This is a genomic window from Paenirhizobium selenitireducens ATCC BAA-1503 (assembly GCF_900492185.1).
GTDB lineage: Bacteria > Pseudomonadota > Alphaproteobacteria > Rhizobiales > Rhizobiaceae > Allorhizobium > Allorhizobium selenitireducens_A.
In genome coordinates, this window is record NZ_UEYP01000009.1 from 72,852 (window position 1) to 93,455 (window position 20,604).

The 20,604-nt window shown below is 63.5% G+C and carries 16 protein-coding genes; 12 read left to right on the forward strand and 4 right to left on the reverse strand.

The genetic code is table 11. The features are described 5' to 3' along the window. The first annotated feature begins 7 nt into the window (after positions 1-7). From RHIZ70P_RS15750 to gyrB, 4 genes are all read left to right on the forward strand, one after another. The gene (locus RHIZ70P_RS15750; protein WP_419178304.1) at positions 8-1,111 is read left to right on the forward strand and encodes a murein transglycosylase A; all 1,104 of its coding nucleotides are present in this window, start codon (positions 8-10) and stop codon (positions 1,109-1,111) included. Beyond that, entirely contained in the window at positions 1,111-1,665 is a 555-nt protein-coding gene (locus tag RHIZ70P_RS15755; protein ID WP_181904042.1) for a Smr/MutS family protein, read from the forward strand. Before RHIZ70P_RS15750 ends, RHIZ70P_RS15755 begins: the two co-directional genes overlap by 1 nt. After that, positions 1,662-2,027 (forward strand): helix-turn-helix domain-containing protein, encoded by a 366-nt coding sequence (locus RHIZ70P_RS15760; RefSeq protein WP_115671430.1) that lies wholly within the window; start codon positions 1,662-1,664, stop codon positions 2,025-2,027. Before RHIZ70P_RS15755 ends, RHIZ70P_RS15760 begins: the two co-directional genes overlap by 4 nt. Positions 2,028-2,167: 140 nt before the next feature. Beyond that, positions 2,168-4,603, forward strand: coding sequence for a DNA topoisomerase (ATP-hydrolyzing) subunit B (gyrB, locus tag RHIZ70P_RS15765; protein ID WP_115671431.1), 2,436 nt, complete (start codon positions 2,168-2,170; stop codon positions 4,601-4,603). 65 nt (positions 4,604-4,668) lie between these two features. On the opposite strand, the gene RHIZ70P_RS15770 is transcribed toward gyrB, so the two are convergent. Continuing rightward, a complete protein-coding gene (locus tag RHIZ70P_RS15770) occupies positions 4,669-5,268 on the reverse strand; it encodes a nitroreductase family protein (protein ID WP_115671432.1) in 600 nt (199 codons plus the stop codon). A gap of 321 nt (positions 5,269-5,589) precedes the next feature. Between RHIZ70P_RS15770 and RHIZ70P_RS15775 the strand changes: the two genes are divergently transcribed. From RHIZ70P_RS15775 to RHIZ70P_RS15810, 8 genes are all read left to right on the forward strand, one after another. Then, positions 5,590-6,870 carry a polyhydroxyalkanoate depolymerase gene (locus tag RHIZ70P_RS15775; protein WP_115671433.1) on the forward strand — a complete coding sequence of 427 codons (1,281 nt, stop codon included), beginning with the start codon at positions 5,590-5,592 and terminating at the stop codon, positions 6,868-6,870. Positions 6,871-7,005: 135 nt separating this feature from the next. Further along, positions 7,006-7,437: a DUF2852 domain-containing protein gene (locus RHIZ70P_RS15780; RefSeq protein WP_115671478.1), complete on the forward strand. Its 432-nt coding sequence runs from the start codon at positions 7,006-7,008 to the stop codon at positions 7,435-7,437. Positions 7,438-7,523: 86 nt separating this feature from the next. After that, on the forward strand, positions 7,524-8,279 hold the full coding sequence (locus tag RHIZ70P_RS15785) for a M48 family metallopeptidase (RefSeq protein ID WP_115671434.1): 756 nt from the start codon (positions 7,524-7,526) through the stop codon (positions 8,277-8,279). Between the two features lie 72 nt (positions 8,280-8,351). Beyond that, positions 8,352-9,026, forward strand: a complete 675-nt coding sequence (locus RHIZ70P_RS15790; protein WP_115671435.1) for a phosphoribosylanthranilate isomerase — start codon at positions 8,352-8,354, stop codon at positions 9,024-9,026. Beyond that, the gene (gene trpB / locus RHIZ70P_RS15795; protein WP_115671436.1) at positions 9,023-10,243 is read left to right on the forward strand and encodes a tryptophan synthase subunit beta; all 1,221 of its coding nucleotides are present in this window, start codon (positions 9,023-9,025) and stop codon (positions 10,241-10,243) included. The genes RHIZ70P_RS15790 and trpB overlap by 4 nt, the downstream gene beginning before the upstream one ends. A gap of 1 nt (position 10,244) precedes the next feature. After that, positions 10,245-11,084, forward strand: coding sequence for a tryptophan synthase subunit alpha (trpA, locus tag RHIZ70P_RS15800; RefSeq protein ID WP_115671437.1), 840 nt, complete (start codon positions 10,245-10,247; stop codon positions 11,082-11,084). A 38-nt stretch (positions 11,085-11,122) separates the two neighbouring features. Then, positions 11,123-12,031, forward strand: coding sequence for an acetyl-CoA carboxylase, carboxyltransferase subunit beta (gene accD / locus RHIZ70P_RS15805; RefSeq protein WP_115671438.1), 909 nt, complete (start codon positions 11,123-11,125; stop codon positions 12,029-12,031). 47 nt (positions 12,032-12,078) lie between these two features. Further along, complete coding sequence (locus tag RHIZ70P_RS15810) at positions 12,079-13,422, forward strand: bifunctional folylpolyglutamate synthase/dihydrofolate synthase (RefSeq protein ID WP_115671439.1); 1,344 nt, start codon at positions 12,079-12,081, stop codon at positions 13,420-13,422. A 49-nt stretch (positions 13,423-13,471) separates the two neighbouring features. Here RHIZ70P_RS15810 and trxA read toward each other — a convergent pair whose 3' ends face one another. From trxA to addB, 3 genes are all read right to left on the reverse strand, one after another. Continuing rightward, positions 13,472-13,792: a thioredoxin gene (gene trxA / locus RHIZ70P_RS15815; RefSeq protein ID WP_115671440.1), complete on the reverse strand. Its 321-nt coding sequence runs from the start codon at positions 13,790-13,792 to the stop codon at positions 13,472-13,474. Positions 13,793-13,867: 75 nt separating this feature from the next. Beyond that, a complete protein-coding gene (gene addA / locus RHIZ70P_RS15820) occupies positions 13,868-17,422 on the reverse strand; it encodes a double-strand break repair helicase AddA (protein WP_115671441.1) in 3,555 nt (1,184 codons plus the stop codon). After that, positions 17,412-20,603 (reverse strand): double-strand break repair protein AddB, encoded by a 3,192-nt coding sequence (gene addB, locus RHIZ70P_RS15825; RefSeq protein ID WP_115671442.1) that lies wholly within the window; start codon positions 20,601-20,603, stop codon positions 17,412-17,414. Before addB ends, addA begins: the two co-directional genes overlap by 11 nt. Between the last annotated feature and the right edge of the window lies 1 nt (position 20,604).

Here is a 20,604-nt window from a genome sequence, read left to right on the forward strand (position 1 = left end):
GGATAGCATGGATTTCGTTTTCCGGCCGGTCGGCTTTGATGCTTTGCCCGGCTGGACCGAGGACGATCCGACCGCCCTGTTTGCGGCACTTCATGCCTGCCGCGAACACATTCTCAATGTCAAACCTTATCGTACCGGCGAAAGCGGCTTGTCGTCCGAAGACCTCATGCCTCTGCTGAACGCCGCGGAAAGCCTTCATCCGGCCACAGCAGCCGATGCCCGTGCATTTTTCGAAGCCGAGTGCCGTCCTCTCCGCGTCGAGCTCAAGGATGGAGCGCGCGGGTTCGTCACCGCTTTCTACGAGCCGGATGTCGAAGTCTCGGCCGAACCCGACGAAACCTATCGCTATCCCTTCTATCGCCGGCCGGATGATCTGATCGATCTGGACGATACCAACCGTCCCGCGGATCTCGACAAGAGCTATGCCTTTGGCCGCAAGACGGCGAGCGGAATCACCGCCTATCCCGATCGACGCGCGATCGACCAGGGTTTCCTGGAGGGCAGGGGTTTGGAGATTGCCTGGGCGAAGTCGAAGGTCGATGTCTTCTTTGCCCATGTCCAGGGCGCCGCGCGCCTGCGCTTCGCCGACGGCTCGTTGAAGCGTATCACCTTTGCTGCGAAGGCCGGCCATCCCTTCTCGGCGATCGGCCGGCTGCTGGTCGACCGTGGCGAAATCCCTATGGCCGAAATCTCCATGCAAACGATCCGCGCCTGGCTGGCTGCCCATCCCGATGAGGTGGATGAGCTGCTCTGGCAGAACCGATCCTACATTTTCTTTCGCGAAGCGGAGGTCGAAGATACGATGCTCGGGCCGATCGCCGCGGCTAAGGTGCCGTTGATCCCCGGGCGCTCGCTCGCCGTCGATCGGCTGATCCACAGCTTCGGTTATCCCTTCTTCATCCATTCGCCGAGCCTGACAAGGCTTGACCAAGGGCGGCCCTTCGCCCGGCTGATGCTGGCGCTGGAGACCGGTTCGGCGATCGTCGGCCCGGCCCGCGGCGACATTTTCACCGGCTCCGGCGACGAGGCCGGCGAACTGGCGGGCGCGGTGCGCAATGCAGCCGATTTCTATATACTGGTCCCGAAGCAGGCGGCATCGAGGTTCGGCTAGTGGCGAGCAGAGGCAAACTGAGCACGGAAGACCGCATCCTGTGGGGCAAGGTGGCACGCTCGACGCGTCCGATGCCTGATCGCCTCGAGGACCTTCTCGCCTTCGAGGAGGAACTGGCCGAACCTGTCGCGCAACCTGGCCCGACACGGTCGGTCGGAACGGTCGTGGACACAGGGACCTATGTCGAGCCGCAAAAGAAGCCTGGCGGGATTCATCATCCGCTGGAGAAACCGGTCAAGCGTAAGCTGTCGCGCGGCCACCTCGCGCTCGAAGCTCGCATCGACCTGCACGGTCTGATCCAGAGCGAGGCCCACGGCATCCTTCTCGATTTCCTGATCCGGGCGCACGAGCGCGGCTTGCGCCATGTGCTGGTCATCACCGGCAAGGGCAGTTCGCTCGGCAGTGATGGCGCCCTCAAACGCGCGGTCCCGCTGTGGTTTTCCAAGGCGGAATTCCGCTTCCTCATTTCATCCTATGAACCGGCCGCCCGCCAGCACGGAGGCGAGGGCGCGCTTTACGTTCGCCTGTCGCGCGGCGCGGGAGAGCGGCGATGACCCCGTTCGGCGAGGCCATGCGTCGTCTTCGGGAAAGGAAAGGCGTTTCACAGAAACAGATGGCCGCCGCCATCGGCGTTTCCCCGGCCTATCTTTCCGCCCTGGAACACGGCCGGCGGGGCCGTCCGAACTTCGATTTCCTGCAGCGCGTCGCCGGTTACTTCAATATCATCTGGGACGAAGCGGAGGAGCTCTTCATGATCGCCGACGCGTCGGACCCGCGCGTGGTGATAGACACCTGCGGAATGCCCGCGGAATACACCGCATTGGCCAACGAATTGTCGCGGAAGATTCGCGTCCTTTCGCCGGATGTGGTAAGAGATTTGAGAATTCTCCTCGAAGGAGCGGAAAAGTCCGCCTGACGGTGTGACAAACGCCGCCTATCCACGGGATTTCCCTGTCCCGCCTTTGGAACTTGCCTCAAACCTCCTATAGTCCATGCGCTTGAAGCTGCTGATTCGAGGATCGGCCCTTTTGGACCTATGACTGGAAAGATTACCGAATGACCGACACACCGATCACCGAGAATGAAGCGCCGGCCGAATATGGCGCTGATTCGATCAAGGTGCTGAAGGGGCTGGATGCTGTCCGCAAGCGCCCCGGCATGTATATCGGTGACACCGATGACGGGTCCGGACTCCATCACATGGTCTACGAAGTCGTCGACAACGCAATCGACGAGGCTTTGGCCGGCCATGCCGACATTGTCACGGTTACGCTGAATGCCGATGGAACGGTCACGGTGACCGATAACGGCCGAGGCATTCCGACGGATATTCACACCGGCGAGGGCGTTTCCGCAGCCGAGGTCATCATGACCCAGCTCCATGCCGGCGGCAAGTTCGACCAGAACTCCTACAAGGTCTCTGGCGGTCTGCACGGCGTCGGCGTTTCGGTGGTCAATGCGCTTTCCGTCAAGCTCAAGCTGAAGATCCGCCGCGCCGGCAAGATCTGCGAGATGAGCTTCACCCATGGTGTGCCCGACGCGCCGCTCGCGGTGACCGGCGAGTATGAGGGCCGTTCAGGCACCGAAGTCACCTTCCTCCCGAGCCCGGAAACCTTCACCAACATCGAATTCGACTATGGCACGCTCGAACACCGGCTGCGCGAACTCGCCTTCCTCAATTCCGGCGTTCGCATCCTTCTGACCGACAAGCGTCATTCCGACATTCGCCAGGAAGAGATGGTCTATGACGGTGGCCTGGAAGCCTTCGTCGTCTATCTCGACCGGGCAAAGAAGCCGCTGGTGGAAAAACCGGTGTCGATCCGCGGCGAGAAGGACGGCATCACCGTCGAAGTCGCCATGTGGTGGAACGACAGTTATCACGAAAACATGCTGTGCTTCACCAACAACATTCCGCAGCGTGACGGCGGCACCCACATGGCCGGCTTCCGCGCGGCCCTGACGCGCCAGATCACCTCCTATGCCGACAGTTCCGGCATCACCAAGAAGGAAAAGGTCAGCCTCACCGGTGACGATTGCCGCGAAGGTCTGACGGCCGTTCTCTCGGTCAAGGTTCCGGATCCGAAGTTTTCGTCCCAGACCAAGGACAAGCTCGTCTCCTCCGAAGTTCGCCCCGTCGTCGAAAGCCTGGTGAACGAGGCGCTCAGCACCTGGCTGGAGGAGCATCCGTCGGATGCCAAGATCCTCGTCGGCAAGGTGGTCGAGGCTGCAGCCGCGCGCGAAGCGGCCCGACGCGCCCGCGAACTGACGCGGCGCAAGGGCGTTCTCGATATCGCCTCGCTGCCCGGCAAGCTCGCCGACTGCTCCGAGCGCGACCCGTCCAAGTCCGAACTCTTCCTCGTCGAGGGCGACTCGGCAGGCGGTTCGGCAAAGCAGGGACGTTCGCGCGAAACCCAGGCCATCCTACCGCTGCGCGGCAAGATCCTCAACGTCGAGCGCGCCCGCTTCGACCGCATGCTGTCGAGCCAGGAAATCGGAACGCTGATCACCGCGCTCGGCACCTCGATCGGCAAGGACGAATTCAACGCCGACAAGCTGCGCTACCACAAGATCATCATCATGACGGACGCAGACGTCGACGGCGCCCACATCCGCACCCTGCTGCTGACTTTCTTCTTCCGGCAAATGCCGGAGCTGATCGAACGTGGCCATATCTACATCGCCCAGCCGCCGCTTTATAAGGTTGCGCGTGGAAAGTCGGTGCAGTATCTCAAGGACGAGAAGGCGCTCGAGGACTATCTGATCTCGATGGGCCTGGAGGATACCACGCTCAACCTCGGCAATGGCGAAGTCCGTGCCGGCCACGATTTGCGCGAAGTCATCCAGGACGCGCTGCGCCTTCGCTCGCTGATCGAGAACCTGCATTCGCGCTATAATCGCAACGTCATCGAGCAGGCCGCGATTTCCGGCGCGCTCAATCCGGAACTCACCGACAACCGCGAACGGGCCGAAGCGACCGCTGCCGATGTCGCTAAGCGGCTGGATCTCATCGCTGAGGAGACCGAACGCGGCTGGACGGGCCATGTTACGGAAGAGGGCGGACTGCGCTTCGAACGCATGGTGCGAGGCGTCAAGGAAACCGCAAATCTCGACAATGCCCTGATCGGTTCAGCCGATGCCCGCCATATCGACCAGCTCGCGACGCGTCTCCAGGAGATCTACGGCATCCCGCCCCTCCTCCAGCGCAAGGACGGCAAGACCGAGATTTCGGGACCGCGCGCGCTTCTCGCATCGATCTTTGCGGTCGGTCGCAAGGGACTGACGATGCAGCGATACAAGGGTCTCGGCGAAATGAATGCCGAGCAGTTGTGGGAAACGACGCTCGATCCGAATGTCCGCTCTCTGTTGCAGGTCAGGGTCAACGACGCGACCGACGCCGACGGATTGTTCTCGCGTCTGATGGGAGACGAGGTCGAGCCTCGCCGCGAGTTCATTCAGGAAAACGCCCTGAGCGTCGCCAACCTCGACATCTAGCAAAATTTTCACGTGAATCCGGCTAAAGAGTGATTCACGTGAAACACTTGGTTAACGCGCGGTGATTACCCGCGCGGAAAGCGGCCGGCAAAGGCGATATCGGCCAGTCTTTTTCGGCCGTTCGGCACTTCGCGCCCCTTCAGGTTTTCCGGCAAGGTGTCCGGATCGGCGTGCCTGCCGATGGCGACGGCGGCTTCGGCCCGGAAGTCGGCCGGCGCACCGAGCACTCCGATCGCCCGCTCGAAGTCTACGCCGCCCATGGCATGGGCGAGGTAGCCCAAGTGCACCGCCTGCAGCGACAGCATGGCCCAGGCGGCGCCCGTGTCGAAGCTGTGGCTGCGCAGGGGCCTCGGCTCTGAACCGTCATTCCTCCGGCTCAAGGTGTCGGAAAACAGGAAGACCAGTGCCGAGGCGGATCTTGCCCAGACCTGGTTCGATTCGTTCAGCAAACCGACGAATGGCTCCCAATCCGCAGAAGTGTTCAGCGCATAGACGAAACGCCATGGTTGGTAGTTGCTGGCGGAGGGTGCCCAACGCGCCGCCTCGAGCATCGTCAGCAGGTGTTTCTCATCCATCGCTTCGCCGGTAAAGGCGCGCGGCGACCAGCGGTCGAGGAATAAGGGTTCGATATCGAACTCGGACGTGCGGCTGTTGCTGATTGTCATGGGGCAGATCCACTCCGGAGGGAGGCAAGAGGGCAGGGGCTGGAGACCGCAAACGCGATCGACCGATAAGTATAGCCCAATCCTCCACCTGCAAGGGCCGCGGACCGGCCAAGCGGCACAACCTTATCCGATCATTGACCAGTTTCGCCGTTGGAACTTTAACTTCCGGGTGCGATTATTGGCACAATAACCTCCGCTTCCTTCCCCAGAAAGCAGGAGAAGGACACCGAACAAAGCAGTTCCTAATTAACCAAACTCTGCTAGTTTTACAGATCGATGACACACCGCGTCACAGCGGAAACCAAAAGGCGGCGAGATTTCATGTTCTACCAGCTCTATGAAATGAACCATGCGGCAATGGCTCCGTTCCGGGCCACGGCCGACGCCATGCGGCTCGCCTACCGCCACCCGTTTAATCCGCTGTCTCATACCGTCGTCGGGCGAACCCTCGCCGCAGGCTTCGAAGTCTTCGAGCGCGTGACGCGGCGCTATGGAAAACCGGAATTCGGCCTGCCCACGACCACGGTGAACGGCCAGACGGTAACCGTGAGCGAAGAGATCGTCTGGCAGAAACCGTTCTGCAACCTGATCCATTTCCGCCGGGACCTGCCGGCCGGTGCTGAACCTGGTCCGCGCATCCTGATCGTCGCGCCGATGTCCGGTCACTATGCGACGCTTCTGCGCGGCACCGTCGAAGCGCTCATGCAAGGGGCGGACGTCTACATCACCGACTGGATCGACGCCCGCATGGTGCCTGTCACCGACGGCGGCTTCGATCTCGACGACTATATCGATTACGTGATCGAGATGATCCACCACCTCGGCGCCGACACCCATGTCGTTGCGGTCTGCCAGCCGTCCGTACCGGTTCTCGCCGCGGTGGCCGTCATGGAGGCCAAGGACGACCCGCTTTACCCGTCGTCGATGACGCTGATGGGCGGTCCGATCGATACCCGCAGCAATCCCACTGCGGTCAACGAACTGGCCCAAAACAAGCCGCTGGAATGGTTCAAGGACAATGTCATCATGAACGTCCCCTGGCCGCAGCCGGGCTTCATGCGGGCGGTCTATCCCGGTTTCCTGCAATTGTCCGGCTTCATGTCGATGAACCTCGATCGGCACATGATCGCCCACAAGGACTTCTACATGCACCTCGTCAAGAATGACGGGGATTCGGCCGAGAAGCATCGTGACTTCTATGACGAGTATCTGGCCGTGATGGACCTCACGGCCGAGTTCTACCTGCAGACCGTCGATACCGTGTTCATCAAGCACGCGCTGCCGAAGGGCGAGATGCTGCATCGCGGCAAGCTGGTCGATACCAAGGCGATCCGCAATGTCGCATTGCTGACGGTGGAGGGCGAGAACGACGACATTTCCGGCGTCGGCCAGACCCGCGCGGCCCAGACCATCTGCCCCAACATTCCCGACGACAAGCGCATGCATTATCTGCAGCCGGATGTCGGTCACTACGGGGTCTTCAACGGTTCGCGATTCCGCAAGGAGATCGCCCCCCGCATCATCGCCTTTGCCACTCAGCAGTCGCGTGGCGCAAAGCAAAGCCCGGTACGACGCGTGATCAAGGGCGGCAAGTCCGCCTGAATATCCACCTTTTCCGTGGGGCTTTCAGTATATTAGCCGATTGCAAAAACGCTCTCCTTGAACCCATGGGGGGCGTTTCCCACATCGTTTCCATCGGCGGCATATCGCCCCCGACGAAAGCGAGGGTAATCGATGATGAACCAGTCAGCATTGCTTCGACCGGATTGGACGCCGGCGACCGTTGCCTTGATGGTGCTCGGCTTCATGGTGTTCTGGCCGCTCGGCCTGGCCATGCTGGCCTATATTGTCTTTGGCGACCGTTTCCGCTCGTTCAAGCAGAACGCCAACCAGACGGCCGATGGCCTGTTCAGCAAGTGCCGCAGCGGCGGTTTCCGTAGCGCGCATTTCTCGACCGGCAATTCGGCCTTTGACGATTGGCGCAAGGTCGAACTCGACCGCCTCGAAGAAGAGCGTCGCAAGCTCGACGAGATGCGTGCCGACTTCGACCGCTATGTGCGCGAATTGCGCCGCGCCAAGGATCAGGAAGAATTCGACCGCTTCATGCGGGAGCGCTCCGCCGAACGTCGCAACGGCGATGGCGCGGCCTCCGGCGCCTCCGGCGTCTGACCTGACCGCAAGAGAACAATCGGCCGGCACCATGGTGTGCCGGCTTTTTCATGCGCGATAACGGCGAATCGGCTAAGACGAAACCCATGTTTTCCTTCCTTCAGAAGCCTGTCCGGGCAAAGGCACCGGCCACCTCGAGCCGACTGCTCGACGTGAGCGGTCGCGAGATGCCGCTGGTGATCCGCAGCAATCCCCGCGCCACGCGCATCACGCTGCGCATTGAGCCGGGCGGACGGGGCCTGAAGATGACTGTTCCGCCGGGCCTGCGGGAACGCGAGATCGCCGACTTCCTCGAGCGCCATCGCGGCTGGCTGGAAGTCAAGCTGGCGAAGTTTTCATCCGATACCCGCCTTACGGACGGCGGCGAAATCCTGCTGCGGGGCGTGCCCCACCGCATCATCCATTCCGGGCGGTTGCGCGGTCTGACCGAGGCGATCGATTCCGAGATCGGCCCGGTGCTGAGTGTCAGCGGCATGGAGGAGCATCTCGGTCGGCGCATCGGCGACTTTCTCAAGAAGGAAGCGCGGTGCGATCTGGAGGCGCTGGTCAACGGCCATTCAAGGGCGGTCGGCAAGCCTTTCAAGTCCCTCACCATGAAAGACACCCGCAGCCGTTGGGGCTCCTGTTCCTGGGACGGCAGACTGAGTTTCTCCTGGCGCATCGTCATGGCCCCGCCGCCGGTGATCGACTATCTCGCGGCGCATGAAGTCGCCCACTTGAGGGAAATGAACCATGGGCCGGCATTCTGGGCGCTCTGCCGCGATCTCTGCCCGCATATGGACACCGCGAAAGCCTGGCTGAAGCGTCACGGCACCCGGCTGCACGCCATCGACTTCGATTGAAGTCGTCGGGGCGAACCGACACCGTCGCAAATTGGCTCGACTCTTTTGCATTTTCGTGCGACTTCCGCTGCCATGAGACCCGATATCAAGATCTGCGGATTGAAGACGCCGGAGGCGGTCGATCGTGCCGTCGAACGGGGTGCGACGCATGTTGGCTTCATTTTCTTCGGCAAGAGCCCGCGCAACATCGAGCCCGACCTCGCCGGCGTGCTGGCCGACCGGGTGAGGGGACGCGCCAAGATCGTCGCCGTCACTGTCGATGCCGACAATGACGACCTCGACGAGATCATCGCGCTCGTGCGGCCGGATATTCTGCAGTTTCATGGCGCGGAGAGCCCCGAGCGGGTGCTGACCGTCAAGGCCGTCACTGGATTGCCGGTGATGAAGGCATTTTCCATCCGCGAACCCGATGACCTGAAGCGCATAGAGCCCTATATCGGCATAGCGGATCGTTTCCTGTTCGACGCCAAGCCGCCGGTGGGGTCCGATCTACCGGGCGGAAACGGGGTTTCCTTCGACTGGCGGGTCTTGCGGACGCTTGACCCGAACGTCGAATACATGCTCTCCGGAGGCCTCAACAGGGACAATATTGCCGATGCGCTGCGGGAAACCGGGGCGCGCGGCATTGATGTGTCGTCCGGCGTGGAGAGTGCACCGGGCGTCAAGGATCTGGACAAGATGGACGAGTTTTTCGCGGCAGTCGAACGGGCTTCGGTTCGCGAGCCGGTTTCAGGGAGCGCACAGTGAACGAGACACCGAGACCCAATTCCTTCCGAGAAGGACCTGACGAGGACGGCCTGTTCGGCATTTTCGGTGGGCGCTTCGTCGCCGAGACCCTGATGCCGCTCATCCTCGATCTGCAGGCCGAGTGGGAAAAGGCAAAGACGGATGAGGCCTTCCAGGCCGAACTCGCGCACCTCAACACGCATTATACCGGTCGTCCGAGCCCGCTCTATTTCGCCGAGCGTCTGACGGAGGAACTGGGCGGCGCGAAGATCTACTTCAAGCGGGACGAGCTGAACCACACCGGCAGCCACAAGATCAACAACTGCCTCGGCCAGATCCTGCTCGCCAAGCGCATGGGCAAGACCCGCATCATCGCCGAAACCGGCGCCGGACAGCATGGCGTTGCCTCGGCGACCGTTGCCGCGCGTTTCGGCATTCCCTGCGTCGTCTACATGGGTGCGACCGACGTCGAGCGCCAGGCGCCGAACGTCTTTCGCATGAAGTTGCTGGGTGCGGAGGTCAAGCCGGTGACGGCCGGCCACGGCACGCTGAAGGACGCCATGAACGAGGCGCTGCGCGACTGGGTGACCAATGTCGATGACACCTATTACATGATCGGCACCGCCGCCGGTCCGCATCCCTATCCGGAAATGGTCCGTGACTTCCAGTCCGTGATCGGACGCGAAACCCGCGAACAGATGATGGCGGCCGAGGGCCGGCTGCCGGACATGCTGGTGGCTGCCGTGGGCGGCGGGTCCAACGCCATCGGCTTGTTCCATCCCTTCCTCGACGATACGTCAGTCAAGATCGTCGGCGTCGAGGCCGGCGGCAAGGGCCTTGACGGCGAAGAGCATTGCGCCTCGCTCACGGCCGGCTCGCCCGGCGTTCTGCACGGCAACCGCACCTATCTGCTGCAGGACGAGGACGGGCAGATCAAGGAAGGCCATTCGATCTCGGCCGGCCTCGACTATCCAGGTATCGGTCCGGAGCATTCCTGGTTGAAGGACCAGGGCCGCGTCGAATATGTGCCGATCATGGATACCGAGGCGCTGGCCGCCTTCCAGATGCTGACCCGCACCGAGGGCATCATTCCCGCGCTCGAGCCGAGCCATGCGCTGGCCGAAGTCATCAAGCGCGCGCCGAAGATGGACAAGGACCAGATCATTGTCATGAATCTGTGCGGCCGCGGCGACAAGGACATCTTCACCGTCGGCAAGATTCTCGGAATGGGGCTCTGACATGACCGCTCGTATGGACAAGAAATTCGCTGAACTGAAAGCCGCGGGCCGGCCGGCGCTCGTCACCTATTTCATGGGCGGCGATCCGGACTATGAGACCTCGCTGGAAATCATGAAGGCGCTTCCTGGCGCCGGCGCCGATGTCATCGAACTCGGCGCACCGTTTTCCGATCCGATGGCCGATGGTCCGGCCATTCAGCTGGCCGGCCAGCGCGCCCTGAAGGGCGGCCAGACGATGAAGAAGACGCTGCAGATGGCCCGCGAATTCCGCAAGGGCGACGACACGACCCCGATCGTCATCATGGGCTACTACAACCCGGTCTACGTCTACGGCGTGGAACGTTTTCTCGATGACGCGCTGGAAGCCGGTATCGACGGCCTGATCATCGTCGACCTGCCCGCCGAAATGGATAATGAGCTGTGCATCCCGGCCCGCAAGCGGGATATCAACTTCATCCGTCTGACGACGCCGACGACCGACGACAAGCGCCTTCCCAAGGTGCTGACCAACACGTCGGGTTTCGTCTACTACGTATCGATGACCGGCATCACCGGTTCGGCGCTGCCCGATCCGTCTAAGATCGCCGGTGCCGTCGGCCGCATCAAGAGCCAGACCGATCTGCCGGTCTGCGTCGGCTTCGGCGTCAAGACCGCCGAGCACGCCCGCCTGATCGGCGCCAATGCCGACGGCGTCGTCGTCGGTACTGCAATCGTCAATCAGGTGGCAACCTCGCTCGACAAGGATGGCCGTGCCTCCGCCGATACGGTGCAGTCGGTTGCCACCTTCGTGCGCGGTTTGTCGGCCGGCGTTCATGCCGCCCGCCTTGCCGCCGCCGAATAGTCTTCCCATATGGCCTGGGACAGTCAGGAGTTAGTCAAGTGAACTGGATTACCAATTACGTGCGGCCGCGGATCAATTCCATGCTGGGCCGCCGCGAGGTTCCCGACAATCTTTGGATCAAGTGCCCCGAAACCGGCGAGATGGTCTTCCACAAGGATCTCGAAGAGAACAAGTGGGTGATCCCGGCCTCCGGCTATCACATGAAGATGCCGGCCAAGGCCCGTTTGGTCGATCTCTTCGATGACGGTCATTTCGAGGCCCTGACGCAGCCGAAGGTGGCGCAGGATCCGCTGAAGTTCCGTGATTCGAAGAAATATGCCGATCGTCTGAAGGACAGCCGGGTGAAGACCGACCAGGAAGACACGATCCTGGCCGGTGTCGGCACGGTCGAGGGCGTGAAGCTCGTCGCCGTGGTGCATGAGTTCAACTTCATGGGCGGCTCGCTCGGCATCGCTGCGGGCGAGGCGATCGTCAAGGCGTTTGAGCGTGCGCTCGCCGAGAAGTGCCCGCTGGTGATGTTCCCCGCCTCGGGCGGCGCACGCATGCAGGAAGGCATCCTGTCGCTGATGCAGCTGCCGCGCACCACGGTCGCGGTCGACATGCTGAAGGAGGCCGGTCTCCCCTACATCGTCGTGCTGACAAATCCGACCACCGGTGGCGTGACGGCATCCTACGCCATGCTGGGTGACCTGCACATCGCCGAGCCGGGTGCGGAAATCTGCTTCGCCGGCAAGCGGGTGATCGAGCAGACGATCCGCGAAAAGCTGCCGGAAGGCTTCCAGACCTCCGAATACCTGCTGGAACACGGCATGATCGACATGGTGGCCAAGCGTCACGAGATCCCGTCGCTCTTGGCGCGGGTGCTGAAGATCATGCTGAAGCGTCCGGCGGCGGTCGGCGAACTCGTGCCGGCTGCAAAGGCCGAACCGCAGAAGGTTTCGGCCTGAGCCGGAATCCTTCTGCCGATCGAGGCGAAGCAGCGGAATTTTCAAACATGGCCGAGCCCGCCTTCAGCAAGGCAGAACAGATAATCGACGAGCTTCTGGGCCTGCACCCCAAGGGCTTCGATCTCTCCCTCACGCGTATTCGCCGGCTGCTGGAACTGCTCGGCAATCCGCAAGACAGGTTGCCGCCGGTCATCCATGTGGCCGGAACCAACGGCAAGGGTTCGGTCACGGCCTTCTGCCGGGCGCTTCTCGAAGCCAAGGGCCTTTCCGTGCACGTCCACACCTCGCCACATCTGGTGCGCTGGCATGAGCGCTATCGGATCGGCGTCAAGGGCGGGCCAGGCCAGTTCGTCGATGATGAGCTTTTTGCCGATGCGCTGAAACGGGTCGCGGCTGCCAATGGCGGCGAGCAGATCACCGTGTTCGAGATCCTCACGGCGGTGACCTTCCTGCTCTTCTCCGAGCAACCGGCCGACGTTGCCATCATCGAGGTCGGCCTCGGTGGGCGTTTCGACGCGACCAATGTCATCACCGCGCCGGCCGTCTCGGTCATCATGCCGATCTCGCTCGACCACCAGCCCTATCTCGGCGACCGGGTCGAGCTAATCGCCGCCGAAAAGGCGGGGATCATGAAGCGCGGGCTTCCCGTCGTGATCGGACAGCAGGAATATGAGTCGGCGCGCGATGTACTCGTGACCACGGCCGAGCGGCTGGGCTGCCCACTGGCGGTCTTCGGTCAGGACTATGGCGCGCACGAGGAGTTTGGCCGACTTGTCTACCAGGACGAATTCGGCCTGATGGACCTTCCCTTGCCGCGCCTTCCGGGTCGACACCAGTATGGCAATGCCGCCGCAGCCATCCGTGCCGTGAAGGCCGCCGGCTTCGAGGTGTCGCCGGCCATGGCGGAAATGGCGATGACCTCCGTCGAATGGCCGGGTCGACTGCAGCGGCTGACCGAGGGCCGATTGGTGGCCGAAGCGCCTGCTGGGGCTGAAATCTGGGTCGACGGCGGCCACAATCCCGGTGCCGGCGAGGTGATTGCCGAAGCGATGGCCGGTTTCGAGGAGCGCCAGTCGCGACCGCTCTACTTGATCACCGGCATGATCAACACCAAGGATCCGGTCGGCTATTTCCGTGCCTTCGCCGACATAGCCCAGGACGTCTTCACCGTGCCGATCCGTGGGACGGATGCGGCGCTCGATCCCGTCGCTCTGGCCCATGCGGCCTTTGATGCGGGTCTTGTGGCTGCGCCGATGGCTTCGGTTGCCGATGCGCTTCGCGAGATCGGCGAGCGGGTCGATCCCGCCGCCCCGCCGCCGCGCATCCTGATCGGCGGCTCGCTCTATCTCGTCGGCAATGTGCTGGCCGACAATGGTACGCCGCCCAAATGAAAAAAGCCGGGGCAAGCCCGGCTTTTCTGTATGACGATGAGCCCGCAGATCAGGCGGCGCTGGAAATCCAGCTCGACAGGGCGGTCTTCGGCGCTGCGCCGACCTTGATGTCGGCCACTTCGCCACCCTTGAACATGGCAAGGGTCGGGATCGAGCGCACGCCGAACTTGGCGGCGATTTCCGGATTTTCGTCGATGTTGACCTTTACGATCTTCACCTTGCCGGCAAGTTCGTTGGAGATTTCCTCCAGGCTCGGACCGATCATCTTGCACGGGCCGCACCATTCGGCCCAGAAATCCACGACGACGGGTTCCGCCGAATCGAGAACTTCAGCCTGAAAATTGGAATTGTCGACTTTTACCGTAGCCATGGGCTGCTCCTTTGCCGGTATCGATTTGTAACCAGATATGTGATGTCTCGCCGCAAAATTTCAATATGCGGTATCTCACGATGGCTTGAGCGCGGCAAGGGACTGCGACAGCGTGTCATCGTCCAGGGTGATCACGGTCCCGGTTTCGGTGTAGACCAGAAGGCAGTCGAAGCCATGCACGGGATAGAGCGGACGCAGGATTTCGCGATAGATGGCGAGCTGCGCGCGATGGGAGAGCGGAGCCTCGGCGGGACTGCGAGGGGGTGAGCGGTTGGTCTTGTAGTCCACCAGGACCACCCGCCCGGCCACGACAGCCATGCGGTCGATCCGCCCGGACACGGCGCGCTCCTCGCCGTTCAGCACGAAGCTGCCCATGACCGAGACCTCGGCTTGCCCATCATCGGAGAAGACCGAACGAAGATCGGGATTTTCCAGCACCGCCATGATTGTTTGCACCAGCGCGTCGCGTTCCCGCGCCGGCCAGAAACGGGCCGCCCGCGCCGCATAGCGCCGCGCAGCGGCCTCGCGCTCGGACGCAGGAAGTTGCGGCAGCATTTGCAGCATGCGGTGTACGAGGCGACCCTTCTGCAGGGCAATGCCGGCGGGCTCACGCCCGCTGAACAACGGCGATGTCACGAGCGCATCATCGACTTCGTCGATGACCAGGGCGCCCGCGCCGGAAGGGCTGAGCGGGCGTGGCAGGCCCGGGCTGGCCGCAAGCGGACGGAGCAATTCGTCGGGCAAGACCTCCTCCGGCCGATCGGCAAGCGCCTCCGTTTCGCTTTCGAATTCCCGCGCGGCGTCGGGCAGGCGCCAGGCCAATCCGTCCCAGGCTCCGTCCGGACTGGAATATTCAACCGGCCGACAGAAATCCGTCTTGTCGCGCAGAGCATCGGCGATCATCTGGTGCCAGACCTCGCCCGGGTCGTTCACGCCGCGATAACCGCAGACGATCAGCCGGTCGGCGGCCCGTGTCATGGCGACGTAGAGAAGTCGGCGATATTCCTCTTCCGCCATCTGCCGGCGTCGTTCGACATCGGCATCGATCAGGGTATTGGAGAGCGTCTTGTTTGGTACCCAGACCGGAAGCGGTGAGGGGCCATGTCCGCCCTCGATCAGGCGGAACTTTGCGAGATGATTCTGATTGAAGGGCTTTCCGCCGCCATCGATGAGAAAGACGATCGGCGCTTCGAGCCCCTTCGAGGCGTGGACGGTCATGATCCGGACCTCGTCGCGGTCCTTGTCCTGCTCGCGCTTGACCTCCGGCGCTTCCGTTTCCAGCGTCGAGACGAAGGCCTGCAAGCCGGGCAGGCCGGCGGTCTCGAAGGCCAGGGCAAAGCTCAGGAATTCGTCGAGAATATCGCTCACTTCCGAGCCCAGGCGGGCAAGATAGTCCCGCCTGCCGCCATGAACGCCCAGTACGCGAGCATAAAAATCATGCACGGGCAGGGATCGCGACAGGGCCAGGAAGGCTTCAAGTCGCCTGACGGTCTCATTCCAGAGGCCCGGTGCATCGGCTGCAGTATTGCGCATATGCGCCCAGAGACCACAATCCGCCGGTCGATGGGCGGCGAGGTCGAACAGATCCTCCTCGCCATGGTTGAACAGCGGGCTCTTCAAAAGGGCGGCAAGCGAAAGATCGTCCGCCGGTAGGAGAACGAAACGGCCGAGTGCCAGCAGATCCTGCACGGCGATATGCGAGGTCAGCTTCAGCCGGTCGGCACCGGCAACCGGGATATTGTCGCGCCGCTTCAGCGCGCGGGTGAGGGCATTGACGAAATTGTCGCGCTTCCGAACCAGGACGAGGATGTCGCCGGCCCGGATCGGGCGCCGCTTGCCCTTCTCGATGATGGTTTCCTTGCCGAGCAACTGCTCGATCGTAAAGGCGATGCGCCGCGCCAGGATCGCCGATGGCGCGCTTTCCGGCGTCGCGTCGAAGGGCGCCGTCCAGTCCTCGGACGTATCGGACTTTTCCGCCGCGATCATGCTCCACAAGTCGACTGCACCGGGATGGCCGATCCGGCTCGACATATGGACCACGCTGTCGCCACCGGCGCTCAGTCCTCGGGCGTTGCCGGCAACCGAGAAGACCTGGTCGACGGCCGACAGCACGGTCAAGGTCGAGCGGAAGGAAAGCGGCAGGCGCACAGGGCTGAACACCTGGCTTCCGGCAGCCACGGCGCGGGCGGTCGACTTCGCCTCCTCGGAAAAGCGTTCGGGCCTGGCGCCCTGGAAGGAATAGATCGACTGCTTTTCGTCGCCGACGGCAAAGAAGGTGCGTGTCAGGCTGCGGGCGCTTTCGCCGGAGAAGAAATCCTCCCGCAACGAACGGATGACCGACCATTGAACGGGGCTGGTATCCTGGGCTTCGTCGACGAGGATATGATCAATGCCTTGGTCCAGCTTGTAGTGGACCCAGGGACCGACATCGCTGCGCAGCAGAAGCTCGGCCGTGCGAACGATCAGGTCCTCGAAGTCGAGCTGGCTGCGCTTCTTCTTCAGCTCCTCGTAGTCCTCGTCCAGGCGCCCTGCCAGCGTCAAGGCGGCCATGGTCGCCTGGTACATGCGAAAAATGCGCAGGCGATCCTGGAAGGTGGCCAGATGCTCGCGCGCTGCGACGATCGCTTCGTGAAGCTGCGGGTTCGCCTTCGTCATTGCCGCTGCGATCAGCGACCTGTCCGCCTTCGGCTTTCCTCCCTTGGTGAAGAACGCCGCCTCGACGATGCCGAGCCGCTTGCGCGGGTTGGGCTCGTGCGCGGCGCTCTCCAGGAGATCCGTAACCTCACTGACCGTCGGATTTCCCTTTTCCCGCGCCAACAGGATATAAGCGGTCAGCGTCGGTCCATTGAGCGAAGGCAGGGGCCAGGCCTGCGCAAGCAGGCTGTCCTCGCTGGTGCCTTCGGCAATATCCAGTCCCCGGCGCAGCAGCACATCCACCCCGCCGGCCGTCTCCGCTGCCTTGACGAAGGCGCGCACGGCATGGCGGTTGGCGACGAGATCGCCCAGCAGCGTCTCAAGCCCGCTCTCGTCGGCGATGCTCAAGACCTGGGAAAAGGCCTCCGCCAGCACGGCATCATCCTCCGACGATGTGGCGGTCAATAGCGAGCGGCGGGCTTCCGCCAGAACCGCATGGGCGGCCCGGTCGTCGAGAACGGTGAAATGGCCGGCGACATTGGCTTCCAGCGGGAACTGATGCAGCAGCGCCTCGCAGAAGGCGTGGATGGTCTGGATCTTCAGGCCGCCGGGGGTTTCCAGCGCGCGGGCAAACAGTCGCCGGGCCTCGGCCAGCTTGAGGCGGTCCGGTTGCCGCTGCTCGATCGCGTAAAGCCGGCTGGCCAGTTCTTCGTCCGACAGCGTCGCCCATTCTGCCAGTCGGGAGAAGACGCGGTTCGACATTTCCGAAGCGGCGGCCTTGGTATAGGTCAGGCAGAGGATCGAGGACGGCCTTGCGCCGGCAAGCAGCAGGCGGATGACCCGCTGGGTCAGAACATGCGTTTTTCCCGAACCGGCATTGGCCGAAACCCAGGCCGATCTCGCCGGGTCGGAGGCCACGGCCTGCTGCAGGCTGGTCCAGTCGAGCCAGACGGCCGGATCATCGCCGGATGGCAGTGCTGCCTCGTCATTCGTCATTGCCCGGCTCCTCGGTATCGGCCGTCGACCATTCCGCCACGCGTGCCAGATGGTCGTATTCTCCGCCGAAGTCGTTCTGCTGCGCCGGGATCAGGCGCGAGACATAGCCGCGTTCGCCGCTTCGCAGCGCCTCGACGAATCGCGCAAGTTCCTCGACGGATTGCCCGGCGAGCTCAACCGCCGACTTCTTGTTGTCGCCGCGACCCGAAAGCTCGTTGTTGACGGAATCGACGATCAGGCTGTCTGCGGGTTTGAGGCGGACATAGAGAAGATTGTCCGGCGTCAACCGGCCCGCGTCGCGGAAGGCGCCGGCCTGGAGTGCCGCGGCTTCCAGTGCCAGTTGCGGATCGAGCAGACTGCGGGCCTGCGGGGGAGTGGGGCTAAGGCCTGTCTTGTAGTCGATGATATCGGCGTGATGCGCGCCCTTGACGTCGATCCGGTCCGCGACACCGGACAGGGTAATGCCGTTGGCAAGCTCGATCCGGCCGCGCACCTCGGTGAAGGTCTTGCGGATCTCGGGCCGACGGTCGCGTTCCCATTCGATGAAGGCGCGCCCGACGCTGGCGAAACGCTGTCGCCAGACGATGTCGATATGGATCGGCAAGCGTTCGGCGTCAAACAACTCGTCGACGATCCGCTGCATCGCGGCAGGCGCTTGCGCGCTTGCCGGATCGTGGCCTTCGCTGACAAAACGCTCGACGATCTTGTGATAAAGCGTGCCGCGCTCCGCCGCGCCCGGATCCTGGTTGAATCCATCGACAGGGTCGAGCTTGAGGATGCGCCGCGCATAGAGTGCGTAGGGATCGCGGCGGAACCGCCCGACCTCGCTGAAGGAGAATTGTGTCGGCTGCAGTTCGGCCGGCGGCTTCGGGGCGGGGCGTTGCGCCGGCGCCTGTGGTGCGGCCCGGTCGAGAAGCGCTGCATAGTGCCGGTAGAGGTCGCCCCGCGTTTTCAATTGCCGTTCCAGATCGCTGCCGGAGAGGGCCAGTAGCCTTTGCAACCAACGCGAGGCGACCGTCGGGGCCGAGCCCTGGCGAAGGGCGCGCGAATAGACCAGGCGACGCGTGCCGCTTGCCATCTCGAAATCATGCGCGAGCTGGCCGATCCGCCGCTCGGGCGGTTCCAGCCCGATCTCGGTCTTCATCATGCGCGACAGGAAAGGGTTGTTGGTAGTCTGTCCCGGCCAGGAGCCCTCGTTGAGCCCGCCAATCACCAGCATGTCGACGCTTTGAAGACGCGCCTCGAGCGTGCCGAAGACGAAGACGCGCGGATGACGCATGGCGCGCGGCTTCACGGCTGAACTCGCCGTCAGGGCGCCGAAGATGTCGATCCACTGGGGGCCGTCGGCAATGATCTCACCGTCGGTTGCGATGATCTCGCCAAGCTGGCTCGCCAGTGTTTCACCGGCCTCGTCGGACCAGAGGGCCGAGAGGTCGCCGCGTTCGTCGCCGCAGACGGCTTCGAGAACGCGGCCGGTCCGCTCCGCCCATTCGCCAAGCGGCAACTTGTCGGTCAGAGTTCGGCCATCGGCGACGCGGACAAGAACGCCCACCAGCGGCTCTACGGCCCTGGCGATCCGCTCGGCGAGGTCGCGGGCCGCCTCGATGGACGCCGGGGCCAAGGAAAGGCGCCACTGCGGCGCGTGGCGGTCGCCCCGATGCTCTGCCAGCCTCTTGTCGAACAGCGCGGCGAGCGTGGCGAGGTCAACCGGCTCGATGCCGCCGCGAAGGGCGATCATTTCCAGGGCATCGGCCGCCTCGCGGTAGAGCGTGGGGTCCATGCCGAAGCGGGCGAGGGGATGTTTGAGAACCGAGACGAGCGGCACCGGATCGCCGGGCCGCAGCGTTGCCTCCAGAAGCAGTTGCGTCAAGATGCCCTGCTGCGTTGCGCTGAACGGCGTGCCGGCGGAATCGTCGGCGAGGATACCGAACCGGGCAAGCTCGGCCGTGACCCGGCGGGCCAGCGCGCGGTCCGGCGTGATCAGCGCCACCCGGCTTTCGCCGCCGTCTGCCCCCGGATGCTCAAGGCCAAGACGAAGTGCCACGGCGATCGCCATGGCCTCCTCGCGCTCGTTGGCGGCCTCGATCAGCGCCACCTCGGAGAAGGCCTGGTGAATCCGTGTCTCGCCGAAGGCGCTGCGCCAGGCCTGCCAGCCATCGGTGGCGCCAGCCGGCGCCAGCGCGCGTGACAGGATTTCGGCGCGATCGGCCAGCATGGGATCCGCCGCTCCCAGCGGCTCGACCTCCAGCCGGTCCAGTTGCAACTGGCGAAGCAGTCGGTGGAGGCCGTATTGCGGATGGCCGCGGCTGGCCGGGTCGGCTGGCCTTCCAGCGTCCGGCTCGAGCCCGACCTTCAACCAATCCTCTGGCGGCATGCTGGTGTCGAGGCCAGGCAGGACGATCACGCCATCGGGACGTGCGGCAATGGCGGCGATCAGTTCGGCGGCGGCCGGTATCGAGCCGGTCGAACCGGCGACGATCACCGGATGACCCGGGTCGAGCCGGCCGATACGCTGGGCTTCCGCCCTCAAGCCGGCATCGCGATGGCGGGCCGGCGACGAGCGCATCAGTTCTTCCAGGCGGGCCGGCCAGAAGGCGGTTGCGATCTTCAGGAACTCGACGGTCAACTGCCACCAGGAGGCGAAGTCGCGCACGTCGAGCTTGACGAGATCGGCCCAGTCGCAGCCTTCGGTCTCGACCGCATCGATCAGTTCGGCGAGCGCGCGCGCCAGCCAGACGGCATCGGCGGGGCTTGCCGGCGCGACGAGAGGGGTATCGGCATGAATGCTGCGGACGATGGCCGGCAACTGGTTTCGCCAGGCAAGGATCAGGCGCGCCAGTTCCAGCAGCATCACGGTACTGCTGACCGGCGGTGCAAGATCGATGAGCGCGGGTTGGTCGGCTTCGAAATAGCCGCTGTCTTCATCCGTTTCTCCGAGCGGCCGGATGACGGGGAGGATGGCCGAGCGTCCGCCGAGCAGTTCGACGAATTCGGCGCGCAGCACACGTGCCGCGCGGCGCGTGGGAACGAGGATCGTCACCTTGGCGAGCGAAAGCGGATCGGCGGGGTCATAGCGCCAGTCCGGTGCGAGCGTGCCGTCGAGCAGTCGCTCGGCCAGCAGCTTGAGGAAGGGTAGCCCCGCCGGTATCGTCAGGACACGCGGTCGATGCGTCCCCGCCATC

What these genes read in the sequence shown, in the direction of transcription:
- RHIZ70P_RS15750 (WP_419178304.1), top strand. Translation starts at nt 8, where the DNA reads ATGGATTTCGTTTTCCGGCCGGTCGGCTTTGATGCTTTGCCCGGCTGG.
- RHIZ70P_RS15760 (WP_115671430.1), top strand. Translation starts at nt 1,662, where the DNA reads ATGACCCCGTTCGGCGAGGCCATGCGTCGTCTTCGGGAAAGGAAAGGC.
- gyrB (WP_115671431.1), top strand. Translation starts at nt 2,168, where the DNA reads ATGACCGACACACCGATCACCGAGAATGAAGCGCCGGCCGAATATGGC.
- RHIZ70P_RS15770 (WP_115671432.1), bottom strand. Translation starts at nt 5,268, where the DNA reads ATGACAATCAGCAACAGCCGCACGTCCGAGTTCGATATCGAACCCTTA.
- RHIZ70P_RS15775 (WP_115671433.1), top strand. Translation starts at nt 5,590, where the DNA reads ATGTTCTACCAGCTCTATGAAATGAACCATGCGGCAATGGCTCCGTTC.
- RHIZ70P_RS15780 (WP_115671478.1), top strand. Translation starts at nt 7,006, where the DNA reads ATGAACCAGTCAGCATTGCTTCGACCGGATTGGACGCCGGCGACCGTT.
- RHIZ70P_RS15785 (WP_115671434.1), top strand. Translation starts at nt 7,524, where the DNA reads ATGTTTTCCTTCCTTCAGAAGCCTGTCCGGGCAAAGGCACCGGCCACC.
- RHIZ70P_RS15790 (WP_115671435.1), top strand. Translation starts at nt 8,352, where the DNA reads ATGAGACCCGATATCAAGATCTGCGGATTGAAGACGCCGGAGGCGGTC.
- trpA (WP_115671437.1), top strand. Translation starts at nt 10,245, where the DNA reads ATGACCGCTCGTATGGACAAGAAATTCGCTGAACTGAAAGCCGCGGGC.
- RHIZ70P_RS15810 (WP_115671439.1), top strand. Translation starts at nt 12,079, where the DNA reads ATGGCCGAGCCCGCCTTCAGCAAGGCAGAACAGATAATCGACGAGCTT.
- trxA (WP_115671440.1), bottom strand. Translation starts at nt 13,792, where the DNA reads ATGGCTACGGTAAAAGTCGACAATTCCAATTTTCAGGCTGAAGTTCTC.
- addA (WP_115671441.1), bottom strand. Translation starts at nt 17,422, where the DNA reads ATGACGAATGACGAGGCAGCACTGCCATCCGGCGATGATCCGGCCGTC.
- addB (WP_115671442.1), bottom strand. Translation starts at nt 20,603, where the DNA reads ATGGCGGGGACGCATCGACCGCGTGTCCTGACGATACCGGCGGGGCTA.